This is a genomic window from uncultured Thiohalocapsa sp. (assembly GCF_913062725.1).
Classification (GTDB): Bacteria; Pseudomonadota; Gammaproteobacteria; order Chromatiales; family Chromatiaceae; genus Thiohalocapsa.
Window position 1 is genome coordinate 1 of record NZ_CAJXWY010000063.1, and the last position, 21,427, is coordinate 21,427.

General features: G+C 67.9%; 24 protein-coding genes. 8 read left to right on the forward strand and 16 right to left on the reverse strand.

Going from position 1 to position 21,427, the window contains the following annotated elements; translation table 11 throughout:
* Positions 1–175: 175 nt before the first annotated feature.
* Positions 176–625: a nucleoside-diphosphate kinase gene (ndk, locus tag QZ588_RS14915; RefSeq protein WP_295543739.1), complete on the reverse strand. Its 450-nt coding sequence runs from the start codon at positions 623–625 to the stop codon at positions 176–178.
* Positions 626–934: 309 nt separating this feature from the next.
* Between ndk and QZ588_RS14920 the strand changes: the two genes are divergently transcribed.
* Entirely contained in the window at positions 935–3,046 is a 2,112-nt protein-coding gene (locus QZ588_RS14920; RefSeq protein WP_295543740.1) for a PhoX family phosphatase, read from the forward strand.
* Positions 3,046–4,182, forward strand: coding sequence for a glycerate kinase (locus QZ588_RS14925; protein WP_295543741.1), 1,137 nt, complete (start codon positions 3,046–3,048; stop codon positions 4,180–4,182). The genes QZ588_RS14920 and QZ588_RS14925 overlap by 1 nt, the downstream gene beginning before the upstream one ends.
* A 65-nt stretch (positions 4,183–4,247) precedes the next feature.
* Here the strand turns inward: QZ588_RS14925 and QZ588_RS14930 are convergent, their stop codons facing one another.
* A complete protein-coding gene (locus tag QZ588_RS14930) occupies positions 4,248–5,267 on the reverse strand; it encodes a patatin-like phospholipase family protein (RefSeq protein WP_295543742.1) in 1,020 nt (339 codons plus the stop codon).
* Positions 5,268–5,442: 175 nt separating this feature from the next.
* Here QZ588_RS14930 and QZ588_RS14935 point away from each other — a divergent pair, with 175 nt between their 5' ends.
* A complete protein-coding gene (locus tag QZ588_RS14935) occupies positions 5,443–6,210 on the forward strand; it encodes a class I SAM-dependent methyltransferase (RefSeq protein ID WP_295543743.1) in 768 nt (255 codons plus the stop codon).
* Between the two features lie 110 nt (positions 6,211–6,320).
* Here the strand turns inward: QZ588_RS14935 and queE are convergent, their stop codons facing one another.
* The 3 genes from queE to yjgA form a co-directional block, all read right to left on the reverse strand.
* The gene (queE, locus tag QZ588_RS14940; protein WP_295543744.1) at positions 6,321–7,013 is read right to left on the reverse strand and encodes a 7-carboxy-7-deazaguanine synthase; all 693 of its coding nucleotides are present in this window, start codon (positions 7,011–7,013) and stop codon (positions 6,321–6,323) included.
* Between the two features lie 22 nt (positions 7,014–7,035).
* On the reverse strand, positions 7,036–8,166 hold the full coding sequence (locus QZ588_RS14945) for a 6-carboxytetrahydropterin synthase (RefSeq protein ID WP_295543745.1): 1,131 nt from the start codon (positions 8,164–8,166) through the stop codon (positions 7,036–7,038).
* 61 nt (positions 8,167–8,227) lie between these two features.
* Positions 8,228–8,767: a ribosome biogenesis factor YjgA gene (yjgA, locus tag QZ588_RS14950; protein ID WP_295543746.1), complete on the reverse strand. Its 540-nt coding sequence runs from the start codon at positions 8,765–8,767 to the stop codon at positions 8,228–8,230.
* A 205-nt stretch (positions 8,768–8,972) separates the two neighbouring features.
* Here yjgA and QZ588_RS14955 point away from each other — a divergent pair, with 205 nt between their 5' ends.
* Both QZ588_RS14955 and QZ588_RS14960 read left to right on the forward strand, forming a co-directional pair.
* The gene (locus QZ588_RS14955; protein WP_295543747.1) at positions 8,973–9,302 is read left to right on the forward strand and encodes a hypothetical protein; all 330 of its coding nucleotides are present in this window, start codon (positions 8,973–8,975) and stop codon (positions 9,300–9,302) included.
* 231 nt (positions 9,303–9,533) lie between these two features.
* The gene (locus tag QZ588_RS14960) at positions 9,534–10,373 is read left to right on the forward strand and encodes a DMT family transporter (protein WP_295543748.1); all 840 of its coding nucleotides are present in this window, start codon (positions 9,534–9,536) and stop codon (positions 10,371–10,373) included.
* Positions 10,374–10,595: 222 nt separating this feature from the next.
* On the opposite strand, the gene cynS is transcribed toward QZ588_RS14960, so the two are convergent.
* A complete protein-coding gene (cynS, locus tag QZ588_RS14965; protein WP_295543749.1) occupies positions 10,596–11,036 on the reverse strand; it encodes a cyanase in 441 nt (146 codons plus the stop codon).
* 382 nt (positions 11,037–11,418) lie between these two features.
* Here cynS and QZ588_RS14970 point away from each other — a divergent pair, with 382 nt between their 5' ends.
* The 3 genes from QZ588_RS14970 (at position 11,419) to QZ588_RS14980 (ending at position 14,581) form a co-directional block, all read left to right on the forward strand.
* The gene (locus QZ588_RS14970; RefSeq protein WP_295543750.1) at positions 11,419–12,225 is read left to right on the forward strand and encodes an ABC transporter ATP-binding protein; all 807 of its coding nucleotides are present in this window, start codon (positions 11,419–11,421) and stop codon (positions 12,223–12,225) included.
* Positions 12,226–12,410: 185 nt separating this feature from the next.
* Positions 12,411–13,601, forward strand: coding sequence for an ABC transporter substrate-binding protein (locus QZ588_RS14975; RefSeq protein WP_366929582.1), 1,191 nt, complete (start codon positions 12,411–12,413; stop codon positions 13,599–13,601).
* Between the two features lie 170 nt (positions 13,602–13,771).
* The gene (locus QZ588_RS14980; protein WP_366929583.1) at positions 13,772–14,581 is read left to right on the forward strand and encodes an ABC transporter permease; all 810 of its coding nucleotides are present in this window, start codon (positions 13,772–13,774) and stop codon (positions 14,579–14,581) included.
* 62 nt (positions 14,582–14,643) lie between these two features.
* Here QZ588_RS14980 and QZ588_RS14985 read toward each other — a convergent pair whose 3' ends face one another.
* The 10 genes from QZ588_RS14985 to QZ588_RS15030 form a co-directional block, all read right to left on the reverse strand.
* A complete protein-coding gene (locus tag QZ588_RS14985; RefSeq protein ID WP_295543751.1) occupies positions 14,644–15,078 on the reverse strand; it encodes a host attachment protein in 435 nt (144 codons plus the stop codon).
* 194 nt (positions 15,079–15,272) lie between these two features.
* Positions 15,273–15,710, reverse strand: coding sequence for a hypothetical protein (locus QZ588_RS14990; protein ID WP_295543752.1), 438 nt, complete (start codon positions 15,708–15,710; stop codon positions 15,273–15,275).
* Positions 15,711–15,722: 12 nt separating this feature from the next.
* The gene (locus tag QZ588_RS14995) at positions 15,723–16,856 is read right to left on the reverse strand and encodes an FAD/NAD(P)-binding oxidoreductase (protein ID WP_295543753.1); all 1,134 of its coding nucleotides are present in this window, start codon (positions 16,854–16,856) and stop codon (positions 15,723–15,725) included.
* A 75-nt stretch (positions 16,857–16,931) separates the two neighbouring features.
* Positions 16,932–17,162: a sulfurtransferase TusA family protein gene (locus tag QZ588_RS15000; protein ID WP_295543754.1), complete on the reverse strand. Its 231-nt coding sequence runs from the start codon at positions 17,160–17,162 to the stop codon at positions 16,932–16,934.
* Between the two features lie 47 nt (positions 17,163–17,209).
* Positions 17,210–17,653 (reverse strand): DsrE/DsrF/DrsH-like family protein, encoded by a 444-nt coding sequence (locus QZ588_RS15005; protein WP_366929581.1) that lies wholly within the window; start codon positions 17,651–17,653, stop codon positions 17,210–17,212.
* Between the two features lie 49 nt (positions 17,654–17,702).
* Entirely contained in the window at positions 17,703–18,545 is an 843-nt protein-coding gene (locus QZ588_RS15010) for an ABC transporter permease (RefSeq protein ID WP_295543755.1), read from the reverse strand.
* A gap of 209 nt (positions 18,546–18,754) precedes the next feature.
* Positions 18,755–19,462 (reverse strand): thiocyanate hydrolase subunit gamma, encoded by a 708-nt coding sequence (gene scnC, locus QZ588_RS15015; RefSeq protein WP_295543756.1) that lies wholly within the window; start codon positions 19,460–19,462, stop codon positions 18,755–18,757.
* 54 nt (positions 19,463–19,516) lie between these two features.
* A complete protein-coding gene (locus tag QZ588_RS15020) occupies positions 19,517–19,885 on the reverse strand; it encodes an SH3-like domain-containing protein (RefSeq protein WP_295543757.1) in 369 nt (122 codons plus the stop codon).
* Positions 19,872–20,309: an SH3-like domain-containing protein gene (locus QZ588_RS15025; protein ID WP_295543758.1), complete on the reverse strand. Its 438-nt coding sequence runs from the start codon at positions 20,307–20,309 to the stop codon at positions 19,872–19,874. The genes QZ588_RS15020 and QZ588_RS15025 overlap by 14 nt, the downstream gene beginning before the upstream one ends.
* 366 nt (positions 20,310–20,675) lie before the next feature.
* Positions 20,676–21,427: LbtU family siderophore porin (locus QZ588_RS15030; RefSeq protein WP_295543759.1), on the reverse strand; the 752-nt coding region annotated here is incomplete at its 5' end.

Sequence of the window (21,427 nt, forward strand, 5' to 3'; positions counted from 1 at the left end):
GCTGGCGGGGGTCTCGACAGCAGGGATGCTGTCGTGAAGCCTACAGGGACGTATTCACGGCGTCCCCCGCCAGCTGCGACCCAGCCCGCAGAACGCGAAAACCGAGATGCGACGGGTATAGCCGCTGCCGACGGGTCTGTCAGCGAGCGGCGGCGCTGGGCACGCCGCCTTAACGTTACTCGAAGATCCAGGCGTCGGTGGCCCGGTCCCAGCTCACCAGTTCTTCGGGCTTGAACCAGAGCGCCACCTCGCGGGCGCCGTTCTCGGGTGAGTCCGAGCCATGGGCGAGATTCCGGCCCACGTCCATGCCGTAGTCGTGGCGGATACTGCCCGGAGCGGCCTCCGACGGCTTGGTGGCACCCAGGGTCTGGCGCACGGCGCCGACGGCGTTCTTGCCCTCCCAGGCCATGGCCAGCACCGGCGCGCTGGTGATGTAGCCGATGAGCCCCGGGTAGAAGGGCTTGTCCTTGAGCTCGGCGTAGTGCTCGGCGGCGAGCTGCTGCGATACCTGCATGAACTTGGCGCCGACGAGCTTCAGACCGCGGCGCTCCAGGCGGGCGACGATCTCGCCGACGAGGCCGCGCTGGACGCCGTCGGGCTTCACCATGACAAAGGTCTGTTCCATAAGGAATACTCCCGTATGCGTTACTGATTGACGATGCCGGGCCGGGCCTGCGAACGAGCGCTGGCATCGGCGCCGACCCCACTGACTGATGCGGCCGCCGGCGCCGACCGCAGGGACGGCCGACCGCCGCCGCGGGCAGACGGCGCGGATGATAGCCGCCGCGCCCGCGGCTGTCGCGGCGTATCCGGGCGCGTGCGCAGCACGCCGACGCCGCCACCGCGGCGGCCGTCACTGAAAACGCCCCGACGCCGGTATAGACTGCGCGGTCTCCGCCTCAACAGCAGGGCGCCGGCGCCCGGAGACCCAAGCGTGTCCTCACCCGATCACCCCCATACCGATCCTGCCCTCGACCCCGACGACGTCCCCGTCAACCCGAGCACCGAGCCGAGTCTGGACGACCTGATCGCGCGTCGCTGCAGCCGCCGCGCGCTGTTACGCGGCGCCCTCGGTGCCCTGGCGGCGGGACCGCTGGCGGGGCTCACCGCCGGCGCCGCCGAGCCCCAACAGCCATCCGCCGCCGTCGACAACCCCACCCGCTTCAACTTCCCGGAGATCGCCCGCGGTGTGGATGCCACTCACCATGTGGCCCCGGGCTATAGCGCCGAGGTGCTGATCCGCTGGGGCGACCCGCTGCTGTCCGGCGCCCCGCCCTTCGACCCGCAACGCCCGAGCGCCGCCGCCCAGCGCCGGCAGTTCGGCTACAACAACGACTTCATCGGCTACATCCCGCTGCCGCTCGGCTCCCACAACAGCGAGCACGGGCTGCTGTGCGTGAACCACGAGTACACCAACACCGAGCTCATGTTCCCGGGCCTGGCCGGCGCCGCCGACCCCGCCGCCGCCCTGACCCGCGCGATGGTGGACACGGAGCTCGCCGCCCACGGCGGCTCCATGGTCGAGATCCGCAAGACCGGCGGCCGATGGCGGCCTGTGCCCGGCAGCCCCTTCAACCGCCGCATCGAGGCGCTGACCACGCCCATCCGCCTCTCCGGCCCCGCCGCCGGTCACCCGCGGCTTCGCACCGGCGCGGACCCGAGCGGGCGCCGGGTCATCGGCACCCTCAACAACTGCGCCGGCGGCATCACCCCCTGGGGCACCTACCTGATGGCGGAGGAGAACTTCCATCTCTACTTCGCGGGCAATCTGGACGGCCACCCGGAAGAGCGCAACTACGCCCGCTGCGGCATGCCCGCGCCGCGCTACGCCTGGGCGCGACACCACCGCCGCTTCGACCTGAACGCCGAGCCCAACGAGGCCAACCGCTTCGGCTGGATCGTGGAGGTGGACCCCTTCGCGCCGCAGGCCATGCCCGTCAAGCGCACGGCCCTGGGCCGCTTCAAGCATGAGGGTGCCGAGTGCATCGTCAACGGCGACGGCCGCCTGGTGATCTACTCCGGCGATGATCAGCGCTTCGAGTACCTGTACAAGTTCGTCACCGACGGCACGGTGACGCCCCTGCCGGACCCCACCAGCAGCATGGACGCGCAAGCCTACGCCGGGCGCATCGACGCCAGCGGCCGCGTGCACTTCCACGAGCAGGACCTGCGCCAACGCGTCGCCGCGGCGCGCGCCGCCAACCGTGATCTGCTCGACCACGGCACCCTCTATGTCGCCAGGCTGGATGCCGACGGCGGCCTGCAATGGCTGCCGCTGGTGCACGGCCAGGGCCCGCTCACCGCGGCGAATGGCTTCGACGCCCAGGCGGATGTGCTCATCGAGACCCGGCGCGCCGCCACCCTGCTGGGCGCCACGCCCATGGACCGGCCCGAGGACGTCGAGCCCAATCCGGTCACCGGCAAGGTCTACGTCAGCCTCACCAACAACAAGCACCGGGGTCAGGACGGGTATGCGGACACCGACGCCGCCAACCCGCGGGCCGGCAACCTCTGGGGCCAGGTGCTGGAGCTCACCCCCACCAACGGCGACCACGCCGCCGACAGCGCCCGCTGGGATCTGCTGGTGCGCGCCGGCGACCCGGCGGACCCGGCCGTCGGCGCCCAATGGAACCCCGCCACCAGCGAGCACGGCTGGTTCGCCTGCCCGGACAACTGCGCCGTGGACCCCGCCGGCCGGCTCTGGGTGGCGACGGACCAGGGCGGCGGCTGGCCCGTGACCTCCGGCGGCGCCGATGGTGTCTATGCGCTGGAAACCCAGGGCCCCGGCCGCGGCACCGCCCGCGCCTTCTTCCGCGTGCCCGTGGGTGCGGAGATGTGCGGCCCGCGTTTTACGCCCGACGGCCGCACGCTGTTCGTCGCCGTGCAGCATCCGGCGGCGGACGGCACCGGGGGCTACCCCGGCTTCGAGCGTCAATCCACCTTCGACGACCCCGCCACGCGCTGGCCGGACTTCACCGATGGCATTCCGCCGCGGCCCGCCGTGGTCGCCATCACCCGGGACGACGGCGGCGAGATAGGGGGCTGATGCCCAAGATCATCCTCGCCCCCAACGCACTGAAGGGCAGCTGTACCGCAGCCCAGGCGGCCGCCGCCATGGCCCGGGGCGCCGCCCGGGCACTGCCGCAGGCGACGCTCGTGGCGCTACCGGTGGCGGACGGCGGCGATGGCCTCGCCGAGGTGCTGACGGCCGCCGTCGATGGCGAGCGGCGCAGCGTCCGGGTCAGCGGCCCGCGCTTCGCGCCGCTGGACGCCAACCTGCTCTGGAGCCCGAAGCGGCGTATCGCCGTCGTCGAGATGGCGCTGGCCAGCGGTCTCGCGCTGCTGCCGGCGCCCGCGCGTGACGCCACCGCCACCACCACCCTGGGCACCGGCGAGCTGATGCGCGCCGCGCTGGATCTGGGGGCCGAGCACATCATCGTCGGCCTGGGCGGCAGCGCCACCAACGACGGCGGCATCGGCATGGCGCAGGCGCTGGGCTGGCGCTTTCTCGATGTTGCAGGGCAGCCAGTGCCGCCAATCGGTGGCCGGCTCGCCGACATCGCCCGCATCGACGCCGGGCAGCGGGATCCGCGGCTGGCGCAGGTGCGCATCGAGGCCGTCTGCGACGTCGACAACCCCCTCACCGGCCCCGGCGGCGCCGCCGCCGTCTATGCCCCGCAGAAGGGCGCGAGCCCGGCGCAGGTCGCCGCCCTCGACGCCGGCCTCGCCCATCTCGCCGGCCTCATCGAGCGCGACCTCGGTCATGCGGTGGCCGCGCTTCCCGGCGCCGGCGCCGCCGGCGGTCTCGGTGCGGGGTTGGTGGCCTTCGCCGGCGCCCGCCTGACACCGGGCGCCGAGCTCGTGCTCGAGCTATTGGACCTGGCGCGCCATCTCGTCGGCGCGGACCTGGTCCTGACCGCCGAAGGCCGCATCGACGCCCAAACCGCCCATGGCAAGGCCCCGGGGGCCGTCGCCGCACGCGCCAAGGCCTGCGGCGTGCCCTGCATCGCCATCGCCGGCGGCATCGGCGACGACATCGCCCCGCTGCACGCCCTCGGCATCGACGCCGTCTTTAGCCTCTGCCGCCGGCCGATGACCCTGGAGCAGGCCCAGCGCGATACGGAAGTCCTGCTGGCCGACACCACCGAGCAGGTGCTGCGGGCATGGCTCGCCGCCCGCTGAGCCACGCCGGTGGCCGCCGGCCGGCGCCGGGCGCCCTCGGCTCGCCAGCGGCGGCCTGGTCGGCCTCAAGTCCCGGCGCCCTGGCGTTCGTGGGCGCCGAGTGACTGCGCCGCGATGCGCTCGCCGATGTCGATCAGCTCCCGGGCGCGGTGGAATTCGTGGGCCTGGCAGACGTCGCGGGGGATGTTGACGATGACGTCCGGCGTGTAGGCGGCGAGCTTCACCGCGGCGATGGCGTTCTGCATGGTCTCGATGGAACGGCTCACCAGCTCGAAGACGTCGAGACCGCGCGCTTCAGCGCCGTCGTTGCCCGGGTTGCCCTTGAAGCCGTCGGCGACATCGTCGAGGAAGGCGAGGATGCGCCCGCGCAGGTCATCGGGGCGCTCGGGCGCCTGTGCCGACGCCGCCGCGCGCCCTGGGCCATGGTCCGCTCCTTCGGCCCGTGCGCCCGGCTCGGGCAACGCCGGGGGGGCCTGGGGCGGCCAGGGCCCGCCGTCATCGCTACCGTTCAGGTTCACCGCGATGGTGAGGTCGGTGAGATCGCGGAACGTGGGCGCGATGGGCACGGGATTCAGCAGGCCGCCATCCACCAGCTTGTGGCCCAGATATTCGTGGGGCATGAACACCGTCGGCACGGCGATGGAGGCACGGATGGCGTCGAACAGCGGCCCCCTGGAGAGCCAGACCTCGCGCTGGCGCTCGATGTCGGTGGCGACGGCGGTGAAGGCGATGGGCAGGTGCTCGATATGATGCTCGCCCACCAGCTCCCGCAGGGTATCGATGATACGGTCGCCCTTGATGAGACCGCTGCGGGACCACGCGAGGTCCAGAAAGCGCAGCACATCCGCCCGGCGCAGCGCACAGACCCAGTCGCGGTAGTCGGCGAGCCGGCCCGCGGCGTGGATGCCGCCCACCAACGCACCCATGGAGCAGCCGGCGATGGATTCGATGTGATAGCCGTTGGCCTGCAGCCATTGGATGACCCCGATGTGCGCGAGGCCGCGGGCGCCGCCGCTGCCGAGAACCAAGGAGACGCTGGCGCCCGAGCCCTTGTGGGCGCGGCCTGCGGATCGCTGATCGTGCATGGGTGGTCTCCACCTGCCTGCGGTGTTGGTTGGCATGGCGTCAGCATAGCGCCGGCGGCGTGGCGCCGCCGCCGGGGAATCGCCGGCGCAAGCACCGGTGCACTCCGGCCTTCGGGGAAACCGCCGCGCCCGAGCGCTGTCCAGAGAGCATCGCCAACCTTTCGGAGCCGCAACCATGCCCAGGACGTCGTCCACCTGTCCGCACCAACCACCACCCGCTGCGCGCCCGCTCATCCTGCTGACGGCGCTGCTGACACTGCTCAGCGCCGCGGCAGCCGTCCTCGCCGACGACGCGACACACTACGAGACCAAGTCCCCCAGCCGCGATGGCATCGGCAAGGTCTACATGGGCCGCGAGATCTCGCAGGTGATGGGGCACCGCGGCGCCCGCTGGCTGGAGCGCCCGAGCCGCATCCGCGAAGAGCTGCCGAGCCGGGTGGTGGCGGCGATGGACCTGGCGCCCGACGCGGCGGTGGCCGACATCGGCGCCGGCACCGGCTACTTCGCCTTCCGGCTCGCCGAGCAGGTACCCCGGGGACGGGTGTTCGCGGTGGACATTCAGCCGGAGATGCTGGCCATCATGCGGCAACGCATGGCGGCACAGGGCATCGACAACCTGGTGCTCGTGCGGGGCACCGAAGACGATCCGACCCTGGCGCCCGGCAGCATCGACGCGGCGCTGATGGTGGACGCCTACCACGAGTTCGCCTATCCGCGGGAGATGATGACCGCCATCGTCGCCGCCCTGCGCCCGGGCGGGCGGGTGTTCCTGGTGGAATACCGCGGCGAGGACCCGAGCGTTCCCATCAAGCCATTGCACAAAATGACCACCGCCCAGGCCCGCCGCGAAATGGCCGCCGTGGGGCTCGAGCACGTCGAAACCCAGGACTTCCTACCCAGCCAGCATTTCATGATTTTCGAGAAGCCCGCAGCGGGGGGCTGAGCCCATAGCGGCCCGCCCACGCCGCCGTGGTCGCAGGTCGTCACCAGCCCCGGGCGGGGGTGGTTGGTCACGGCTGGGTTTTTGGTTTTCGCGGGTCGCTAGGGATGCGGCTAGGGAATGCCGATCAGCTTGTGCGTCTGCAGGCTGAGCCGCCAGCGCGGGTGCGCCAGGCAGTAGCGCACCGCCGCCGCAGTGTGTCCGGCGACGCCGGCACCGTCTTTGGGCTGCAGATAGAAGTGCCGGAAATCCAGCGCTGCGAAGCGCTCCGGCGGCGCCTTGGCCTGGGGGTAGACCAGCTTCAGCTCGTCGCCGCTGCGCTGCACCAGGGGCGCATCCGCCTTGGGGCTGACGCAGATCCAATCGACCCCCGCGGGCACCGCCCGCGTGCCATTGGTCTCCACCGCAACCTCGAAGCCCTGGGCGTGCAGGGCGTCGATGAGCGGCGGGTCCAGTTGCAGCAGGGGCTCGCCACCGGTGCAGACCACATAACGCCCGGCATGCCGCCCGGGCCGGGCAGCGCCGGCGTCGGCGCCCGCCGATACCGACGCGGCACCGCCGGCGGACCAGAGGCCCGCGGCATGCTCAGCCAATGCATCGGCGGTCGCGAAACGCCCGCCGCCGGGGCCGTCGGTGCCGCGGAAGTCCGTGTCGCAGAAGTCGCAGACCGCCGCCGCGCGGTCCTGCGCCCGCCCGGACCAGAGATTACAGCCGGCGAAGCGCAGGAATACCGCCGCCCGCCCGGCGCGGGCACCCTCGCCCTGCAGGGTGAGAAAGCATTCCTTGATGCTGTAGCGGCCGGACATGGGCATCACTCAGCGTCGCGGCTCACGCCGGCAGCGCCGGCCCCAGCGCGCCCCAGCACAGCACCACGCCGCAGCCCGGCGTCTGCTGCAGATCGATGCGCTCCAGCCAGGGCAGATCGCCCGCCGCGCGCTCGCGGATCCAGCGGGCGAGCCCCGCGGGATCGGCGCCGGCGGGCCCCGTCAGGGCGTCCAGGCGATGGTGATCCAGGCGCCCGTAGACGGGCTTGAACAGGGCCTTCACGTCGCCGTAGTCCACGGTCCAGCCGAGCACGTCGTCCAGCGGCGCGCTCAGGTGCAACCGCAGCAGATAGCTGTGCCCATGCAGCCGGCGGCGGCGGTCGCCGTCCGGGGCCTGCGCCAGGCGCAGCGCAGACTCGAAGCGCAGCTCTTTCCAGATGCGGTAGTGCACACCATCGAAATGGCAGCCCGCGGTGGCCGTCTCGTACACCGTCACCCAGGACAGCGCCGGCTCCTGCGGCTTGAGCCGGGCCCAGAGCCACTGACAGAGCAGTTCGCTGGTGGGATTCTCCAGGCCCGGGATGTCGTTCAGGCACGCATGATCGAGCTCGGCGTGCAGCGGCGCCCAGAGTGCGGCGATGGCATCGAAGTCCACCCCCATGTCCGCCGCCCCCGTGGCACCACCACCCAGATCCTGATCCAGATGCAGGATCACCTCGAAGCCGTGGCCGTGCATGCGCCCGCAGGGATGGCCGTCGGGCACCTGCGGCAGCCGGTGCGCCGCCTCGAAGCGCATGCGATGCCACAGATGCGCATGACCGTCGGCGGCGAGATCCACCCCCGTCTCGGTGGTGCTGCGAATGCCCACGGTGGCGACGCCCGGCACACCGGCGGCGTCCAGCCGGGCGCGCACCAGGCGCGCCAGGTTTTCGTCCGTCGGCACCGGCAGGTGGGCGTTCAAGTCGGCGTAGTCCAGGGGCGCGACGGCGTCCGCCAGCGCCGCCTGCAGGGCATCCGTCTCGCCGCCGGCGAAGCCGTCGCCATGCGTCGACCAGCCCGCCGGCAGCGCCGCCCGCACCCGGGCCCGGTAGCTATGCCCGTGCAGGCGTGCCGCACGGTGCCCGGCGGATAGCACGGGCACCCTGAGGGCGGCCTCGAAGGGCGCGGCGGCGATGTGAAACAGGTGTTCGGTCATGAGTGGCACAACGACGGGGGGGAGCGGAGGTGCGCGGCGCGGCAACGGCGCTCGCGCGGCGTCAGTCATCCACGCTGTCCAGCAGCGACCGCAGAAACCGAAACAACTTGCGGGGCCCCTCGGGGCGGCCGCGCTCGACATCGCGCTGGGCCGCACGCACCAGGCTGCGCAGTTGCTGGCGGTCCGCCTGCGGATAACGGTCCAACAGGTCGGAGAGCGCCGTGTCGCCCGCCTCGATAAGCCGCGCACGCCAGCGCTCCACCTGATGATGCCGGGCCGCCGCCTGGCGCGCGCGCGTCGCACGCGCATCGAGCAGCGCCTGGAGTGGCTCGGTATTCTCCCGCGCGAGGCAATTCGCCACCCGCTTGATGTGCCGGCGCATGGCGCGGCGGTCCTTGATGCGTGCGGTCTCTTCAATGGCCGCCCAGGTGTCGACACCGAGCCCGAGCCCCTCGAGCTCGGCGCGCGGCAGCCCCAGCAGCTCTTCCGCCAGATCCTGCAGCGCCAGACGCTCGCGCTTGCGTGCGCTCTTGCTGGGCCCCTGCGGCGCAGAGTCATCGCCGACCTCGGCGTCGATAAAGTCGGTATCGTTGTCGGTCATCTGCGGATTATGGCCGATCCTGCGCGCGCGTGCGTACCGCACAGAGCCCCCCGGCGGGCACCAGCGCAGAGCCGGACACGCCCACGCACGCTGGGCTATGCTGGCGCCGCCGCCCAGGGCCGCTGCTTAGGGCCGCTGCTCAGGGCCGCCGGACCCGCGCCGAGCCCACCTGCGCGCATCCATCCAACCCAACGGAGCCCATGCCATGTCGCCCGCCCGCCAAGTCCTGATCAACCTGCCGCTGCTCACCGCCCTCGCCGGCTGCGGCGGCGGGCTCATCGCCCCGGAAGGCCCCGCCAGTAACGCCTTCCTGAACAAGGTCAACGCGGCCTGCGGCAAGCTCAGTATCGGCACACAGACCATCGACTACCTGTTGGACGTGGACAGTAACGACGTCACCTTCCTGGACGAAACCGCGAAGCTCGGCGCCGGCGAGATGGACCCGGCCGCCTACCGCGAGGCCATCAACGGCTTCTACCCCGCCGGCAATAACGCGGCCGCCATCGACTGCGTCATCGCGCAGCTGAGCGGATGACGGCGTGGCCGACTGACGCCGGTCCAGGGGCGCGCCGCCGCTGGCACTTTTGATTCGTTCTGATAGGGTGGCGCCGGCGCCCTACCCTTCACCCGTTACGCTCATCCCTTCTGCATGCCGCGCACCACGCCAACACCAGCCTCCCCCCCAGCCTCCACCCCAGTAGCGCCGGACCAGCGCGCCACCGCCGATGCAGCCGACCATGCCCACCAGCCTCTCGTCATCCCGGTCATGCTCGCGGGCTCGGCGTTGTGGGGCCTGTACTGGCTGCCGCTGCGGTGGCTGGAGCAGGCGGGACTCGGCGGGTTTTGGGCGCTGACCCTGATCTACATCGGCGCCACGGCGATGCTGGGGCTGGCGGCGCACCGACATTGGCGGGCGGTGGCGGCGGCGCGTTGGCGGCTGCTGGGCATCGGGACGTCGGGGGCCGTGTCCGGGATCGCCTTCAGTTTGGGTATGCTCGAGGGCGAGGTGGCGCGGGTGCTGATCCTGTTCTACCTGTCGCCGGTGTGGGCGGTGCTGTTAGGGCGGGTGCTGCTCGGGGAACGGTTGCTGGCGGTGACGGTACCGGCGCTGGTGCTGGCCCTGTTCGGGGCGGGGCTGATGCTGTTGTCGGATACCCGCGGGCTCGGCCAAGGGCTGCTGGGCGCCTTCAGCGCGGCGGACCTTCTGGGGTTGGTGGCGGGCTTTGGGTTCGCGCTCACCAATGTGCAGCTGCGCGCCGGGCGCGCCCTGCCGGGGGCGCTCAAGAATCTGGCTGCAGTGGTGCTGGTGCCGCCGCTGGCGGCGGTGGCGGCGGTGACGGTGGGGAGCGACTTCGCGGCGCCACCCTGGGCGCTGCTGGCGGCGCTCGGCCTCGGCGTGGCCTGGATGAGCAGCATGATCGCGGCGACCCAGTACGGCGTCCGTCGCATGCCGCTGCAGCGCTCGTCGGTGCTGTTGTTGTTCGAGCTGATCGTCGGCGCCGTCTCGGCGGCGCTGATCGCCGGCGAGGCCCTGAGCCTGGCCGAGCTGGCGGGGGGTGGCTGTATTGTGCTGGCGGGCTTGGCGGTGGTCTGGCCGCGGGGGTGACCAGCACCGGGGCATGCGGACCGGAGCAGGTGGTGCGCCGCACACCTGGCCACGGCAGTGAGCACCCGACGAGGCGGGCACCGCCCCGAAAGCGCGTCATGCGGGGGCCGATGGCGAGGCCCCGGGGAGTCGCTCAGCGCCCCATGGACCGGCGTGCCATGGGCGTGTGCGCCGCCGCCGTGGTTGCTGCGCAGGACTGATCCCGCGCACCACAACCCCCGGTCACCAGGACTTGTAGGGCAGGAATTTGCCGTTCAGCGTCACCACCACCCGGTCGCCCTTGGGGTCTTCCTGCTTGGAGACGTCCATGGAGAAGTCGATGGCGCTCATGATGCCGTCGCCGAACTGCTCGTGGATGACTTCTTTGAGGGTTTCGCCGTAGACGCCGACGATCTCGTAGAAGCGGTAGATGAGCGGGTCGGTGGGGACGGACTGATCCCAGGTCTTCTTCGGGAAGTCCGTCAGCGCCGAGGCAATGTCCGGCCCCAGGCCCAGGGCTTCGGCGCAGGCCTTGGCGCGGTCCTCCGAGAGGCTGTTCATGCCCAGGCAGGCGGAGCAGAGGAACTCCGGGGAGATGCCGACGGCGCCGGCGAGCGCCTCCCAGGTCATGCCCCTGGCTTTCTTCGCCTCCAGAATTGCGGTCTTCATTGCGCTCTTGGTCATGCGTCGGCACCTCGTCGTTGCGGTGGATGGAATCGGTATGGATGGAATAACCGTCACATGATAGCAAGCCGGGTGCCAATGCGCGGGACTGCGGTGCCTGCGAAGCTGCAGCTATCACTCAGCGCCGTCAATGGGGTGGCCCGCGACCGGGCCCCGACGAGGGGCCGTTTGCCAATGGCGACGGGTGGGTCGATGCGCCCAATTGTCTGTCATTGTCGACACTCATGGCCCGGACTTCGCCCCATGAATGTCGCCAAAGCGGCATATCTGGTGCATGGCGGTGCGCCGTTACTGGGCAGGGACACTGGCCATCGGTCATGGTCGCAGGCCATGGCACGATCCCTGCAGCGGTTCGGGCATCGTCCATCGCCGGGAGCGCTGCATGAGCGCCAACGTCTCTGTCGATTTCATCACACACACCTTCAAGGGCCAGTCGGCGCCGACGCTGAAAGACATTGCGCTGAACATCCACCCGGGTGAGCAGGTTGCCCTCATCGGTCGCAGCGGCTGCGGCAAATCGACCCTGCTGCACATGCTGGCAGGTCTGACGGTGCCGACGGAGGGCTGCGTGCACATCCGTGGACACACGGTCACCCGTCCGAGCGCCAAGTGGAACATGATGTTCCAAAAGCCGTCGCTCTACCCCTGGATGACGGTGCGGCGCAACGCCGAGCTGGGGCTGCTGTTCGCCGGCTGTCGGGATACGGCACGCATCGATGCCCTGCTCGAGCTGGTGGGTCTGGCCGATAAGGCCGACGCCAACGTGCAGAGCCTCTCCGGCGGGCAACAGCAGCGTGTCGCCTTGGCACGCTCCCTGGCCACGTCGCCCGAGCTGTTGTTGCTGGATGAGCCGTTCTCCGCCCTCGACGCCTTCACCCGCGCCACCCTCCAGGACGAGGTGTCACGCATCGCCCGCCAGGAGGGTCTGACCCTGGTCATCGTGACCCACGACATCGACGAGGCCGTGGCCATGGCGGATCGGGTCCTGATCATGGCCGCCAACCCCGGGCGCATCGCCGGCGAGATGGCCATCGAGCTGCCGGCACCGCGGGAGCGCGCCAGCGCCGAATACAGCCGTGCCCGCGAGGCCCTGATGACCACCTTCGACGGGCTCGTCGGCGACGGCCGCGGCGGGGCGGCGGCGCAGCGCACCGATGCGGCCGGCGCGCCCCAGCGCGAGGCGGCCTGACCACGCGCGCCACCGCCGCCGGCGGCCGCTGCCCGCCACCGATCGACCGAGCCGCCGCAGAGCGGCCGGCACCGCCACTGGGGCGGGCCACTGGATTCCTCCTGCGACAGTCAACCATCACAACCCAAGAGGCACCTGCGATGAGCCAGCACGACGACGACCTGAGCTATCTCTTCGAGCACGAGATGTCACGCCGTGATTTCATGCTCGACCTGCTCGCCAAGGGCGGTCTCGCCGCCGCCATGGCGAGCATGCCCGGCCTGTTGAACGCCGCCGAGCCGCCGGACGACGAGGTGGTGCGCATCGGCTACATCCCCATCACCGATGCCACGGCGCTGCTGGTGGCCCACGCCAACGGCTACTTCGAAGAGGAAGGCCTGAAGGTGGAGAAGCCCACGCTGATCCGCGGCTGGTCGCCGCTGGTGGAAGGCTTCGCCGCCGGTAAGTTCAACCTGGTGCACCTGCTGAAGCCCATCCCCGTGTGGATGCGCTACAACAACAACTTCCCCGTCAAGATCATGTCCTGGGCGCACCTGAACGGCTCCGCCGTGGTGACGGGCAAGCACCTGGACGCGAAAGACTTCAGTGACCTCGCCGGCAAGCAGGTGGCCGTGCCCTACTGGTACAGCATGCACAACATCGTGCTGCAGATGGCGCTGCGCGATGCCGGCCTGAAACCGGTCATCAAGGATCAGACCGCGGAGCTGGCGCCGGATGAGGTGAACCTGATGATCATGCCGCCGCCGGACATGCCGCCGGCGCTGGCGTCGAAGAAGATCGACGCCTTCATCGTCGCCGAGCCCTTCAATGCCGCCGGCGAGCTGCTGGCCGGGGGCAAGATGCTGCGCTTCACCGGCGACATCTGGAAGAACCACCCCTGCTGTGTGGTCTGCATGAACGAGCAGACCGTCGCCGCCAAGCCGGAATGGACGCAGAAGGTCATGAATGCCGTGGTGAAGGCGCAGATCTACGCCCAGGAGCACAAGGGCGAAGTGGCGCACATGCTCTCGAAGGACGGCAAGAAATACCTGCCCATGCCGGCGAAGGTGGTGGAGCGCGCCATGACCTTCTACGGCGCCGACGACTATACGGACCCCGACGCCAACCGTCATGTCGCCGAGTGGCAGAACGGACGCATCGACTTCCAGCCCTACCCCTACCCGAGCGCCACCAAGCTCATCGTCGAGGAGATGAACAAAACCCTCGTCGGCGGCGACACCACCTTCCTGAAGGCCCTCGACCCCGAGTTCGTCACCAATGATCTGGTGAACTACGACCACGTGAAGGTCGCCATGGAGCAGTTCATGGACTGGTCCAAGGTGCCGGGGATCAACCCGGATGATCCCTACAGCCGTGAAGAAGTGGTGGTGCTGTGACGGCGGCTGAAGGCACCCTGCCGCTGGCGCCCGAGCACGGTCGGGCGCAGGCGCCGCCGCGCGCCCGCCGGGGGCGCGCCCAATCCCCGGCGCCCCACGCCGAGGCCGGGCAGGAACGACCCGCGTCGGCGTCGGCGCCGGCGGGCGCCGCCGTGGTGCAGCGCCAGGCGCTGCGCTGGCACACGCGCACGTTCCGCTGGCCGGCGGTGCGCGCGTTCCTGCTCTCCACGGTGGCCTACCCCACCGCGGGCATCGCCGTGTTACTGGCTCTGTGGTGGCTCGGCGGCTGGGCCATCGCCAGCAACGACGACGTCGTGGCCTTCGCCGGCTTTGCGCCGGCGCCGGCGTTTGCGGCGCTCGCTGATATGGTCGCCTCCGGCGAGGTGTGGGGCACGATCTTTCCGAGCCTCTACCGCATCGGCATGGGCCTGCTGTGGGCCTTCCTCATCGGTGTGCCGGTGGGCGTTGCCATCGGACTGTCAGCGGCGCTGCGGGAGGTCACTCATGTGCCTTTCCAGTTCTTACGCATGATCAGCCCGCTGGCATGGATGCCCATCGCGGTGTTGGCCTTCGCCACCTGGGATGGAGCCATCGTGTTTCTGATCGCCGTCGCGGCGGTCTGGCCGGTGTTGTTCTCCACCGCCCAGGGCGTGCGGCGCATCGATCCCCTGTGGTTCAAGGTGGCACGCAACCTGGGAGCCGACGGCTGGCAGATGCTGCGGCGCGTGATCATGCCCGCCATTGGCCAGGACATCTTCGCCGGGCTCAGGCTGGCGGTGGGTGTCGCCTGGATCGTGCTGGTGCCGGCGGAGTATCTGGGAGTCACCAGCGGCTTGGGCTACGCCATCAACGACGCCCGCGACACTCTGGAGTACGACACCCTGGCGGCCATCGTCGTGGTCATCGGCATCATCGGCTTCCTGCTGGACGGCATGTGCGTCAGCCTCATCAAGCACTTCTCCTGGCGGCAGGCGGATTGAACGCTCCCCGGGCGCGCACCGGGCTGCGGCCCCACGGCCCGGTCGCGCCCGTTGCGCGCAGGCTACAGCAGCGCTTGCAGCTCGGCGGCGACACGCGCCGTGTCGGCATGGGTCAGATCCTTGTTCAGCTCGCCCACCACCGTCCGGTGCAGTACCGTGCCGAGCTCGGCCCGTAGCATGCCCAGAAACGCGGGCGGTGCGATGAGGCACAGCCCCTCGAAGCGACGCTGCTCGTAGCCGCTCTGCAGCTGCCGGGCGATTTCGCGGGCGAAACGCTCCGCCTCCTCTCGCCGCGGATCGAGCGTGGGCTCCATGGCATGGCGGCCCCCACCCACCGAGTCGAAGGCCCGCCCCGGCCGGTCCGCTTCGATCTCGCGGCCCTGCAGCTGGGCTTCGGCGTGGATCATGTCTTTCAGCTCTTCCAGCGGCGCAGCCCGCCCTTCGAGTTGGAACAAGCGCGCGCGTGCGGCGTCGGCAACGACAGCCCAGATGGTCATGACAGCTACCTCCTGTAAGCCAAGGGTAAAGGCTTGCAGCCGGGCGGGCACGCCCCGCCACCGACTGTTATACCCGCCGCATCCGGATTTTCGGCTTGTGCGGGCTGGCTGGCGCCGGCGCCGGACATTGACGTCCGCCGGGTATACCTTCAATGTAGACCGTCACGCCGACATTGGCGCGATCGATCAACCGCTCAGCCTCCGCGGTGGTGGATCTCGCGCATGCTGTCGCTGAGACGCGCAGCGATCAATGCCACCAGCCGCAGCCCCTCCTGCGTCCCCGGATCACTCAGTAGCTTCAGCAGCCCGCCGACGCCGCCGCTCGCCGGCGGTGCCGTTGCGAGGTCACGGCTCGCCGCCGTGAACGCATTGGACATGCTGATCAGGAACAACTGGTTCTCCGGGCGATCCATCTCCTGGAGCAGATGCACCAGCCCATCATTGCGTGTCAGCCGATCGAGCAGCATCACACCTTCGCTGAATGCACCCGCCGCGCGCGCCACCATATCATCCGATAATGCGTCCCGCGCGGCGGCCACCAGCGTGCCGAGCTCGGCCAACTGGTGCAAATCGTCTGGCCTGAAAGACGTCACCGTATCCGATGCCGCCTGCGACGAAGTCTCGCTAGTCATGAGCAGGCTCCCTTAGAGTAATCCGCGGACGCTCGTCCAATACATTTTATTGTACGACGTCTTGAACCAATGCATCGCCTTGTTCGGCGCCTTCAGCTCAGGCGGATTCTCGTAGTTGAACATGGCATAGGTCGCGCTGTCGTAGCCGGTCTCGATAAAGCAATAGACCTTGCCGTCGTATTCGCACACGGGCGCACCGATCTTTACCTCGGAGGCAATATTCTGTGCGATGACCTCCGCCTCGAAGTGCGCCGCAGAGCCCGTCTTGCTCACCGGTAGATTCGTCGTGTCGCCGACGACATAAACATCGTCATGCCCCTCCATTTTCAGCTGCCGGCGATCCGTCGGAATCCATCCGCCTGTGCCCAATGACTGCCTTTCGATGACCTCCATGCCCCGATGCGGCGGTATCGCCACCAGCAGATCATAGCCCGTTTCTGTTCCCTCCTCGCTGTAAACGATCTGCTTCTTGGCATCGACCTCCTTGAGGTTGAACAAGGTTTCGTAGCGGATACCCATCCGCTCAAACTCAGGCAGCGCCCATTTCGCGACATTCTCAATGGTATGGATGCGGCCAATGGGGTAGTGATACTTGATCTCGACCTTGTCACGAATGCCGCGACTGGTGAAGTAGTCATGCAACGCAAACGTCACCTCGATGGGTGCGATGGGACACTTGTGCGGCACGCCAACAACAACCGCGACCGTGCCTTCCTGGAAGGCGCGCAGGGCCTTGAACATCTTCACGGCGCCCGCCTCGGAATAGAACGTCTCGCCGCCCTCCGCAAGGCCGGGTATTTCCTCAGGCACGATGCGCGAGCCGGTCGCGATGACCAGGATGTCGTATTCGTGCGTGTGACCGCCAGCCGTCTTGACGCGTTTCTGATCGAGCAAAAACTCCTCGACTGGATCGATATGCAGCTCAATACTCGATTCGAGCAGGCTCTGCTGCTTTCGATACAGCTCGTCGGGCATCATCTGCCCAAAAGCGACATACAGCAGGCCCGGCTGATACATGTGCCTGTCGGACGCCGACAGCATCGTGATCCGTACCCCACCATGCCTTATCTCTCCAGCCAAGCGCCGGGCGAGATTGTTGGCCACAATCGTTCCGCCGGTGCCGCCGCCAACGATCAGGATTCTCATCGCAGTCTCCTCCGGATTTCACCAAGGCCGACGTGCAAAGCCGGCCTGACAATCGAGATGACAGGCGCGAAAGCGCTACTTTGCCTTGCGGATCCGCAAGTGCCATACACCATCGCGATTCTCGCTGCTAAGCATTTCGTGCCCGACCTTCCTGGCCCACTCGGGCACATCGCTCGCGGTCCCCGCATCCGTGGATAGCAATTCCAGCGTATCCCCAACGTTGGCCTGCTTCATATAGGTGATCAGCTCCATGAGCGGCCCCGGACAAAACGTGTTACGGGCATCGATGGTCGTTTCTTGAGACATGATCTTTCTACCTTAATCAAAGCATTGAGCAGTCGATGCGACGACAGTCAAAATGTCAGCAGCTGGGCGTCTGCCGACTCTCCAAGAAATACGGTGAGCCCCGTGGGCTCACCGAGCTCTGGATCCAGATCATCGGCCTCGAGTCCCAGCAGATCAATGGCCATCGAGCAGGGCAGCAGCTTCGCGTCTCCCATCTCTGCGGCAAAACTGAACAGCTGCTTGAAGGGAGGCACGCCGGGGCTGCCCTCCATCAGTGTCCCGAACGGTCCCTCCGCCGGCGCGGTGTCGGCCGCACCTTTGACGAAGTAGCCCAGCGCATTCATCGAAAAGAAGACGGAGACGTCATCGCCGCTCGCCGCCGCAACGGACGCGACCATCGCAGCCATTTGTAGTCGCTCGCGGGTGCCGGAGACGCATATGATGCTGATTCGTCGTGCCATTTTCTTACCTTGGGTTGTCGCCGGCTCGCGTCGCTCCGGAGCGACCATCATCGGGAGCCGTGCGTAAATGTCGGACTGGAAAGCGGGCCACGGCGACGCGCTACCCACCGCGATGCCAGCTGTAGCGTCTGATGAGCAGGACGCAGAGGCTGTCGAGGGTATAACCGATTGCACCGATCACCAGGATCATGGCCATCAAATAGTCGTAGGACAGGGTCTCGCGGGCGTCCTGAATGGAGTATCCGAGGCCGGACGTTACGCCAAGGAACTCGGCCGGCACCAAGACGATCCAGGCCACACCGACAGCCAGGCGAACACCCGTCAAAACATCGAAGGTAATCGCCGGCACGATGATCTGTGTAATCATGTGCCGTGGCTTAGCGCCAAGATTCCGTGCCACCTTGAACCACGCGGGGTCCACTTTTGAAAGGCCCGCGGCGGTGGAAAACATGATCGGCCATACCGCAGCAATTGTAATCAGGAAGACAATCGCCTGGTTCCAGGTTGCGAAGACGATGACCGCGATGGGCTCCCACGACAACGGGCTGATCATGCGCATGAGCTGGAAGGGTGAGTTACTGAGCGCACGGAAGCGCTCGCTGCGTCCGATCAGGATACCGAACGGCACACCGATGATCAGCGCGATGGCAAGCCCCAGCCCGAGCCGGTATCCGCTGGCAGCCATGGCATCGGGAATCGTGCCGTTCAGCCAGAGGCTGGGCAGTAACTCGAATGCGGGCAGGGGTCCAAACTCCGCGAAGTGCGCGGTCGCAGGATTGAGTGCTATCGCGTATACACCCAGCCACCAAAGGGCGAACAGAATCGCTAGCCCGCCCAGGAAGTTGGTGACCGCCAAGCCCCAGCTCATGGCCCCGGACGCGATCATCCCGTACACCCTAGCAGTACAGGCAACAATGTACGGAGCCGCCGCAACCTTCATCATCGTCCTCTCCCGCAGCATGCATCGAGCCATCCAAGCGGGTGCCTGCTCGAGCGTTTTTCACGATGAGCCGACGGCGCACCGGTGTGGCGATGCTGATTGTTATCGATTACCATCGCGCCTTTCTCCTCCGTTAGCGATCGGCCGCCGAGCGACCCAACGGCGGCCGACTGCCGGGAACGCCGCGTGGCGCGGGCGCCACGCCAGCGGTATCAATGATGATGGTCGACGGGATGCACCGCCGGGCGTACCGGACGTTTGGTGTTGGCGGTCACTCCGGGCTTGGGCACCGCCACACCGATCAAGCAATCACGTGTAACGATCTCCGCCAACTGCTCTTCGCTCCACCCCTCAGTCCCCTCAGGACGAACGGGCAGCACGATGTAGCGCGTCTTTTGGTTCGAGTCAGCGACCCGAATCTCGATGGCCGGGTCCAACTGCAGGCCGAACTCCGCCAGTACCTGCCGCGGCCAACGCACCAAACGGCGGCGATAGTTGGGCGTGCGGTACCACTCCGGCGACTGGCCCAGAATCGGACGCGGGTAGCATGAGCACAACGTACAGACCACCACGTGCTTGACCGTCGGCGTGTCCGCAAGCACCCGCAGATTGCAGTAGTCGCTGGGCGTGCCGAAGCCCGTCGGCGGACTGTTGATCCAGTCCACCCCCACATCCAGGCTCGCCTTCACTCCATCGCGTACCGCCAGTTCCTTGTACGCCGGATCCAGCCACGCCTTTGCCACCAAGCGCGCCGCCGGCAGCGGTCCCAGCGTGTGCACATACTCCGTCCAGCGCCGATGGTCCTCGGCACTGAACAACCCCTTCTCGATCGCAAGCTCGCGTACCGCCGCTTCCAGCACCTCAAAATCGCTGACCTCATCCACCATTGGTGCCGGCGGGTGTTGATGCTCATCCGACATGTTTCTCTCCTCCGCTCCGCGCTCGTGCTTGTCTTTGCTTACCAATTAACGCCATCAAACCGCTTCCAGCCAACGCTCCGAGAATTCCGTTTCCACCGTGTCGTTCGCGTACAGATCCGGGTAGTCCGGCCACAGCTCCTGCTGGCGGAAGACCACACTGTAAAACCATTCCGGGCTCTCCGTGTTATCCCATGCCTCATCCTCCGCAGCCGGGCTCTCATACACCGCTTCCGTCACCATTCCGATGGCTCCACGCGTATACACCTGGCACCGTGTATAAAACAAATCCGGCAGGTTTTTGATCCGCACCCGGTCCCCCACCTTGAACTTCGCCGGTCCCGCCTCGCCGTGAAAACACTGCGGATCGCCAATGCCCGTCGCCTTCTCCGCGTGATGGCTACGGTCGTGCTCAATTTTGCTCATAACGGCTTTTCACCTCGTCGATCTTGCTCACCAGCTCGGTCAGCGTCACATGTTGCTTGTCCACCAGAATACGCGCCGCCGTCAGCAGCCATCGGCCGTAGTATGGCAGCCCCAGATACTGCGTCTGACCCAAATCTACGTTTTGGCGCCGCCGACGCTCTTCCGCATTCCAAACCCCACGCCAAGCCAGACATTCACAGGTCGCGAATGTATTCAGCTCCCACTGCTCCTCTTCCTTTTCCTCCCAAGTCATCGGTGTATCCGGCTCGCCACCCACATCATGTGCAGACCGGGTATACGCCCGATACAGGCTATGATCGATCTCGTCCGGGTACGGCGCCTGCTGCGGCTTGTGTAGCGCAGGCTGCAAATACCCTACCGCCTCCAGGTGGCGCATGACCTGTTCACGTGTTGACTGAGACATGTCATCCACTCCTAATTAGTCAATTGATGCAACAAGCTTTGATGTGCAAGGGCGCCTGCCAGCCTTTACCATGCCAGCCAGCCGTGACGCCATGTCACTGTGCCCGCATGCGCCTTTCGTGTCCAAGACCAATTTACAATACGAGTGATAGGAATCGGTTATCATGACAGGCGCTGGCCAATAAACGGCCCGGCATGACAGCGCCACGATCGCCGATTTCAGGCGCACAGGGCCGCCGCGCGATTCCATGCGTCCTATTCACTCAGACTTTCTAAACAGACGCTGAATCGGCGCGGACCTGGATCATGCCCTGCTCCGCCACCGGGCACTTCATCAGGTATCAGCGGAACAAGTCCCCGGCCAGGCTCAGAACTCCACGGCCAACTGCGCGAGGAAACTATTGCCGTCGTCGCCGGTGCCACCCTTGCCTTCGCTGTAATCGCGGTCGTTGCGATACTCGAAAGACAGGGCGGTGTTGTCGAAGATGCCAATGGACCAGCCGATCAGCCAGCTCGCCTTGGGCAGTTCCAGGCCCACGGCCTCGTCGGTGCCCTGGTAGGCGACCGCGGCCACAGTGTCCTTGCCGAAGACGGCGAAGCCGTAGCCAAGCTCCAGATTCCAGGCCGACGGCTCGGCGCCGGCGCCCTTGTAGCTCAGGCTGTCCGGGTCGAAGCGGTCGGCGGCGGACAGGTATTCGCCGATGACGCTGACCGGGCCGATGGCGACGCGGAGATTGGCGGTCCAACCGGCCGTGCGCTCCGTGGGGTCGGTGCTGAAGCCGTCGCCACGCGGGGCCTCGCCCGCGAGGCGCTCGGTCAACGTCGCCGCGCGGTTGTCCGCCAGCGTGTCCTGCAGGCTGTCGGAGTCGCCCAGGTTATTGATCCAGCCGGCGCTGACGGCGACCGCGACAGCGCCCTGCTCCCAGGCGTAGCGCAGGTTGACACCCCAGCTGCCAATGCGATTGTCGCCGTGTGGCTCGTGGCCGCCGTTGAAACCGTAGACGCTGGCGCCGATGCCGGCATACGCGAAACCGAGCAGCGTCGCGGTCTCGCGGGTCTCGCCGATCTCCAGCGTCAGCGGGTCCGACACCAGGTTGGTCTCGTAGGCGCCGAAGGGCA

Bases quoted from the DNA above. Each gene is read 5' to 3' on its own strand.
- QZ588_RS14970 (WP_295543750.1), top strand. From the start codon at position 11,419: ATGAGCGCCAACGTCTCTGTCGATTTCATCACACACACCTTCAAGGGC.
- QZ588_RS15020 (WP_295543757.1), bottom strand. From the start codon at position 19,885: ATGAGCAAAATTGAGCACGACCGTAGCCATCACGCGGAGAAGGCGACG.
- QZ588_RS15010 (WP_295543755.1), bottom strand. From the start codon at position 18,545: ATGATGAAGGTTGCGGCGGCTCCGTACATTGTTGCCTGTACTGCTAGG.
- QZ588_RS14995 (WP_295543753.1), bottom strand. From the start codon at position 16,856: ATGAGAATCCTGATCGTTGGCGGCGGCACCGGCGGAACGATTGTGGCC.
- yjgA (WP_295543746.1), bottom strand. From the start codon at position 8,767: ATGACCGACAACGATACCGACTTTATCGACGCCGAGGTCGGCGATGAC.
- QZ588_RS14945 (WP_295543745.1), bottom strand. From the start codon at position 8,166: ATGACCGAACACCTGTTTCACATCGCCGCCGCGCCCTTCGAGGCCGCC.
- QZ588_RS14960 (WP_295543748.1), top strand. From the start codon at position 9,534: ATGCTCGCGGGCTCGGCGTTGTGGGGCCTGTACTGGCTGCCGCTGCGG.
- QZ588_RS15005 (WP_366929581.1), bottom strand. From the start codon at position 17,653: ATGATGGTCGCTCCGGAGCGACGCGAGCCGGCGACAACCCAAGGTAAG.
- QZ588_RS14985 (WP_295543751.1), bottom strand. From the start codon at position 15,078: ATGACCATCTGGGCTGTCGTTGCCGACGCCGCACGCGCGCGCTTGTTC.
- cynS (WP_295543749.1), bottom strand. From the start codon at position 11,036: ATGACCAAGAGCGCAATGAAGACCGCAATTCTGGAGGCGAAGAAAGCC.
- QZ588_RS15000 (WP_295543754.1), bottom strand. From the start codon at position 17,162: ATGTCTCAAGAAACGACCATCGATGCCCGTAACACGTTTTGTCCGGGG.
- ndk (WP_295543739.1), bottom strand. From the start codon at position 625: ATGGAACAGACCTTTGTCATGGTGAAGCCCGACGGCGTCCAGCGCGGC.
- QZ588_RS14990 (WP_295543752.1), bottom strand. From the start codon at position 15,710: ATGACTAGCGAGACTTCGTCGCAGGCGGCATCGGATACGGTGACGTCT.
- QZ588_RS14930 (WP_295543742.1), bottom strand. From the start codon at position 5,267: ATGCACGATCAGCGATCCGCAGGCCGCGCCCACAAGGGCTCGGGCGCC.
- QZ588_RS14925 (WP_295543741.1), top strand. From the start codon at position 3,046: ATGCCCAAGATCATCCTCGCCCCCAACGCACTGAAGGGCAGCTGTACC.
- scnC (WP_295543756.1), bottom strand. From the start codon at position 19,462: ATGTCGGATGAGCATCAACACCCGCCGGCACCAATGGTGGATGAGGTC.
- QZ588_RS14975 (WP_366929582.1), top strand. From the start codon at position 12,411: ATGTCACGCCGTGATTTCATGCTCGACCTGCTCGCCAAGGGCGGTCTC.
- QZ588_RS14935 (WP_295543743.1), top strand. From the start codon at position 5,443: ATGCCCAGGACGTCGTCCACCTGTCCGCACCAACCACCACCCGCTGCG.
- queE (WP_295543744.1), bottom strand. From the start codon at position 7,013: ATGTCCGGCCGCTACAGCATCAAGGAATGCTTTCTCACCCTGCAGGGC.
- QZ588_RS14955 (WP_295543747.1), top strand. From the start codon at position 8,973: ATGTCGCCCGCCCGCCAAGTCCTGATCAACCTGCCGCTGCTCACCGCC.
- QZ588_RS15025 (WP_295543758.1), bottom strand. From the start codon at position 20,309: ATGTCTCAGTCAACACGTGAACAGGTCATGCGCCACCTGGAGGCGGTA.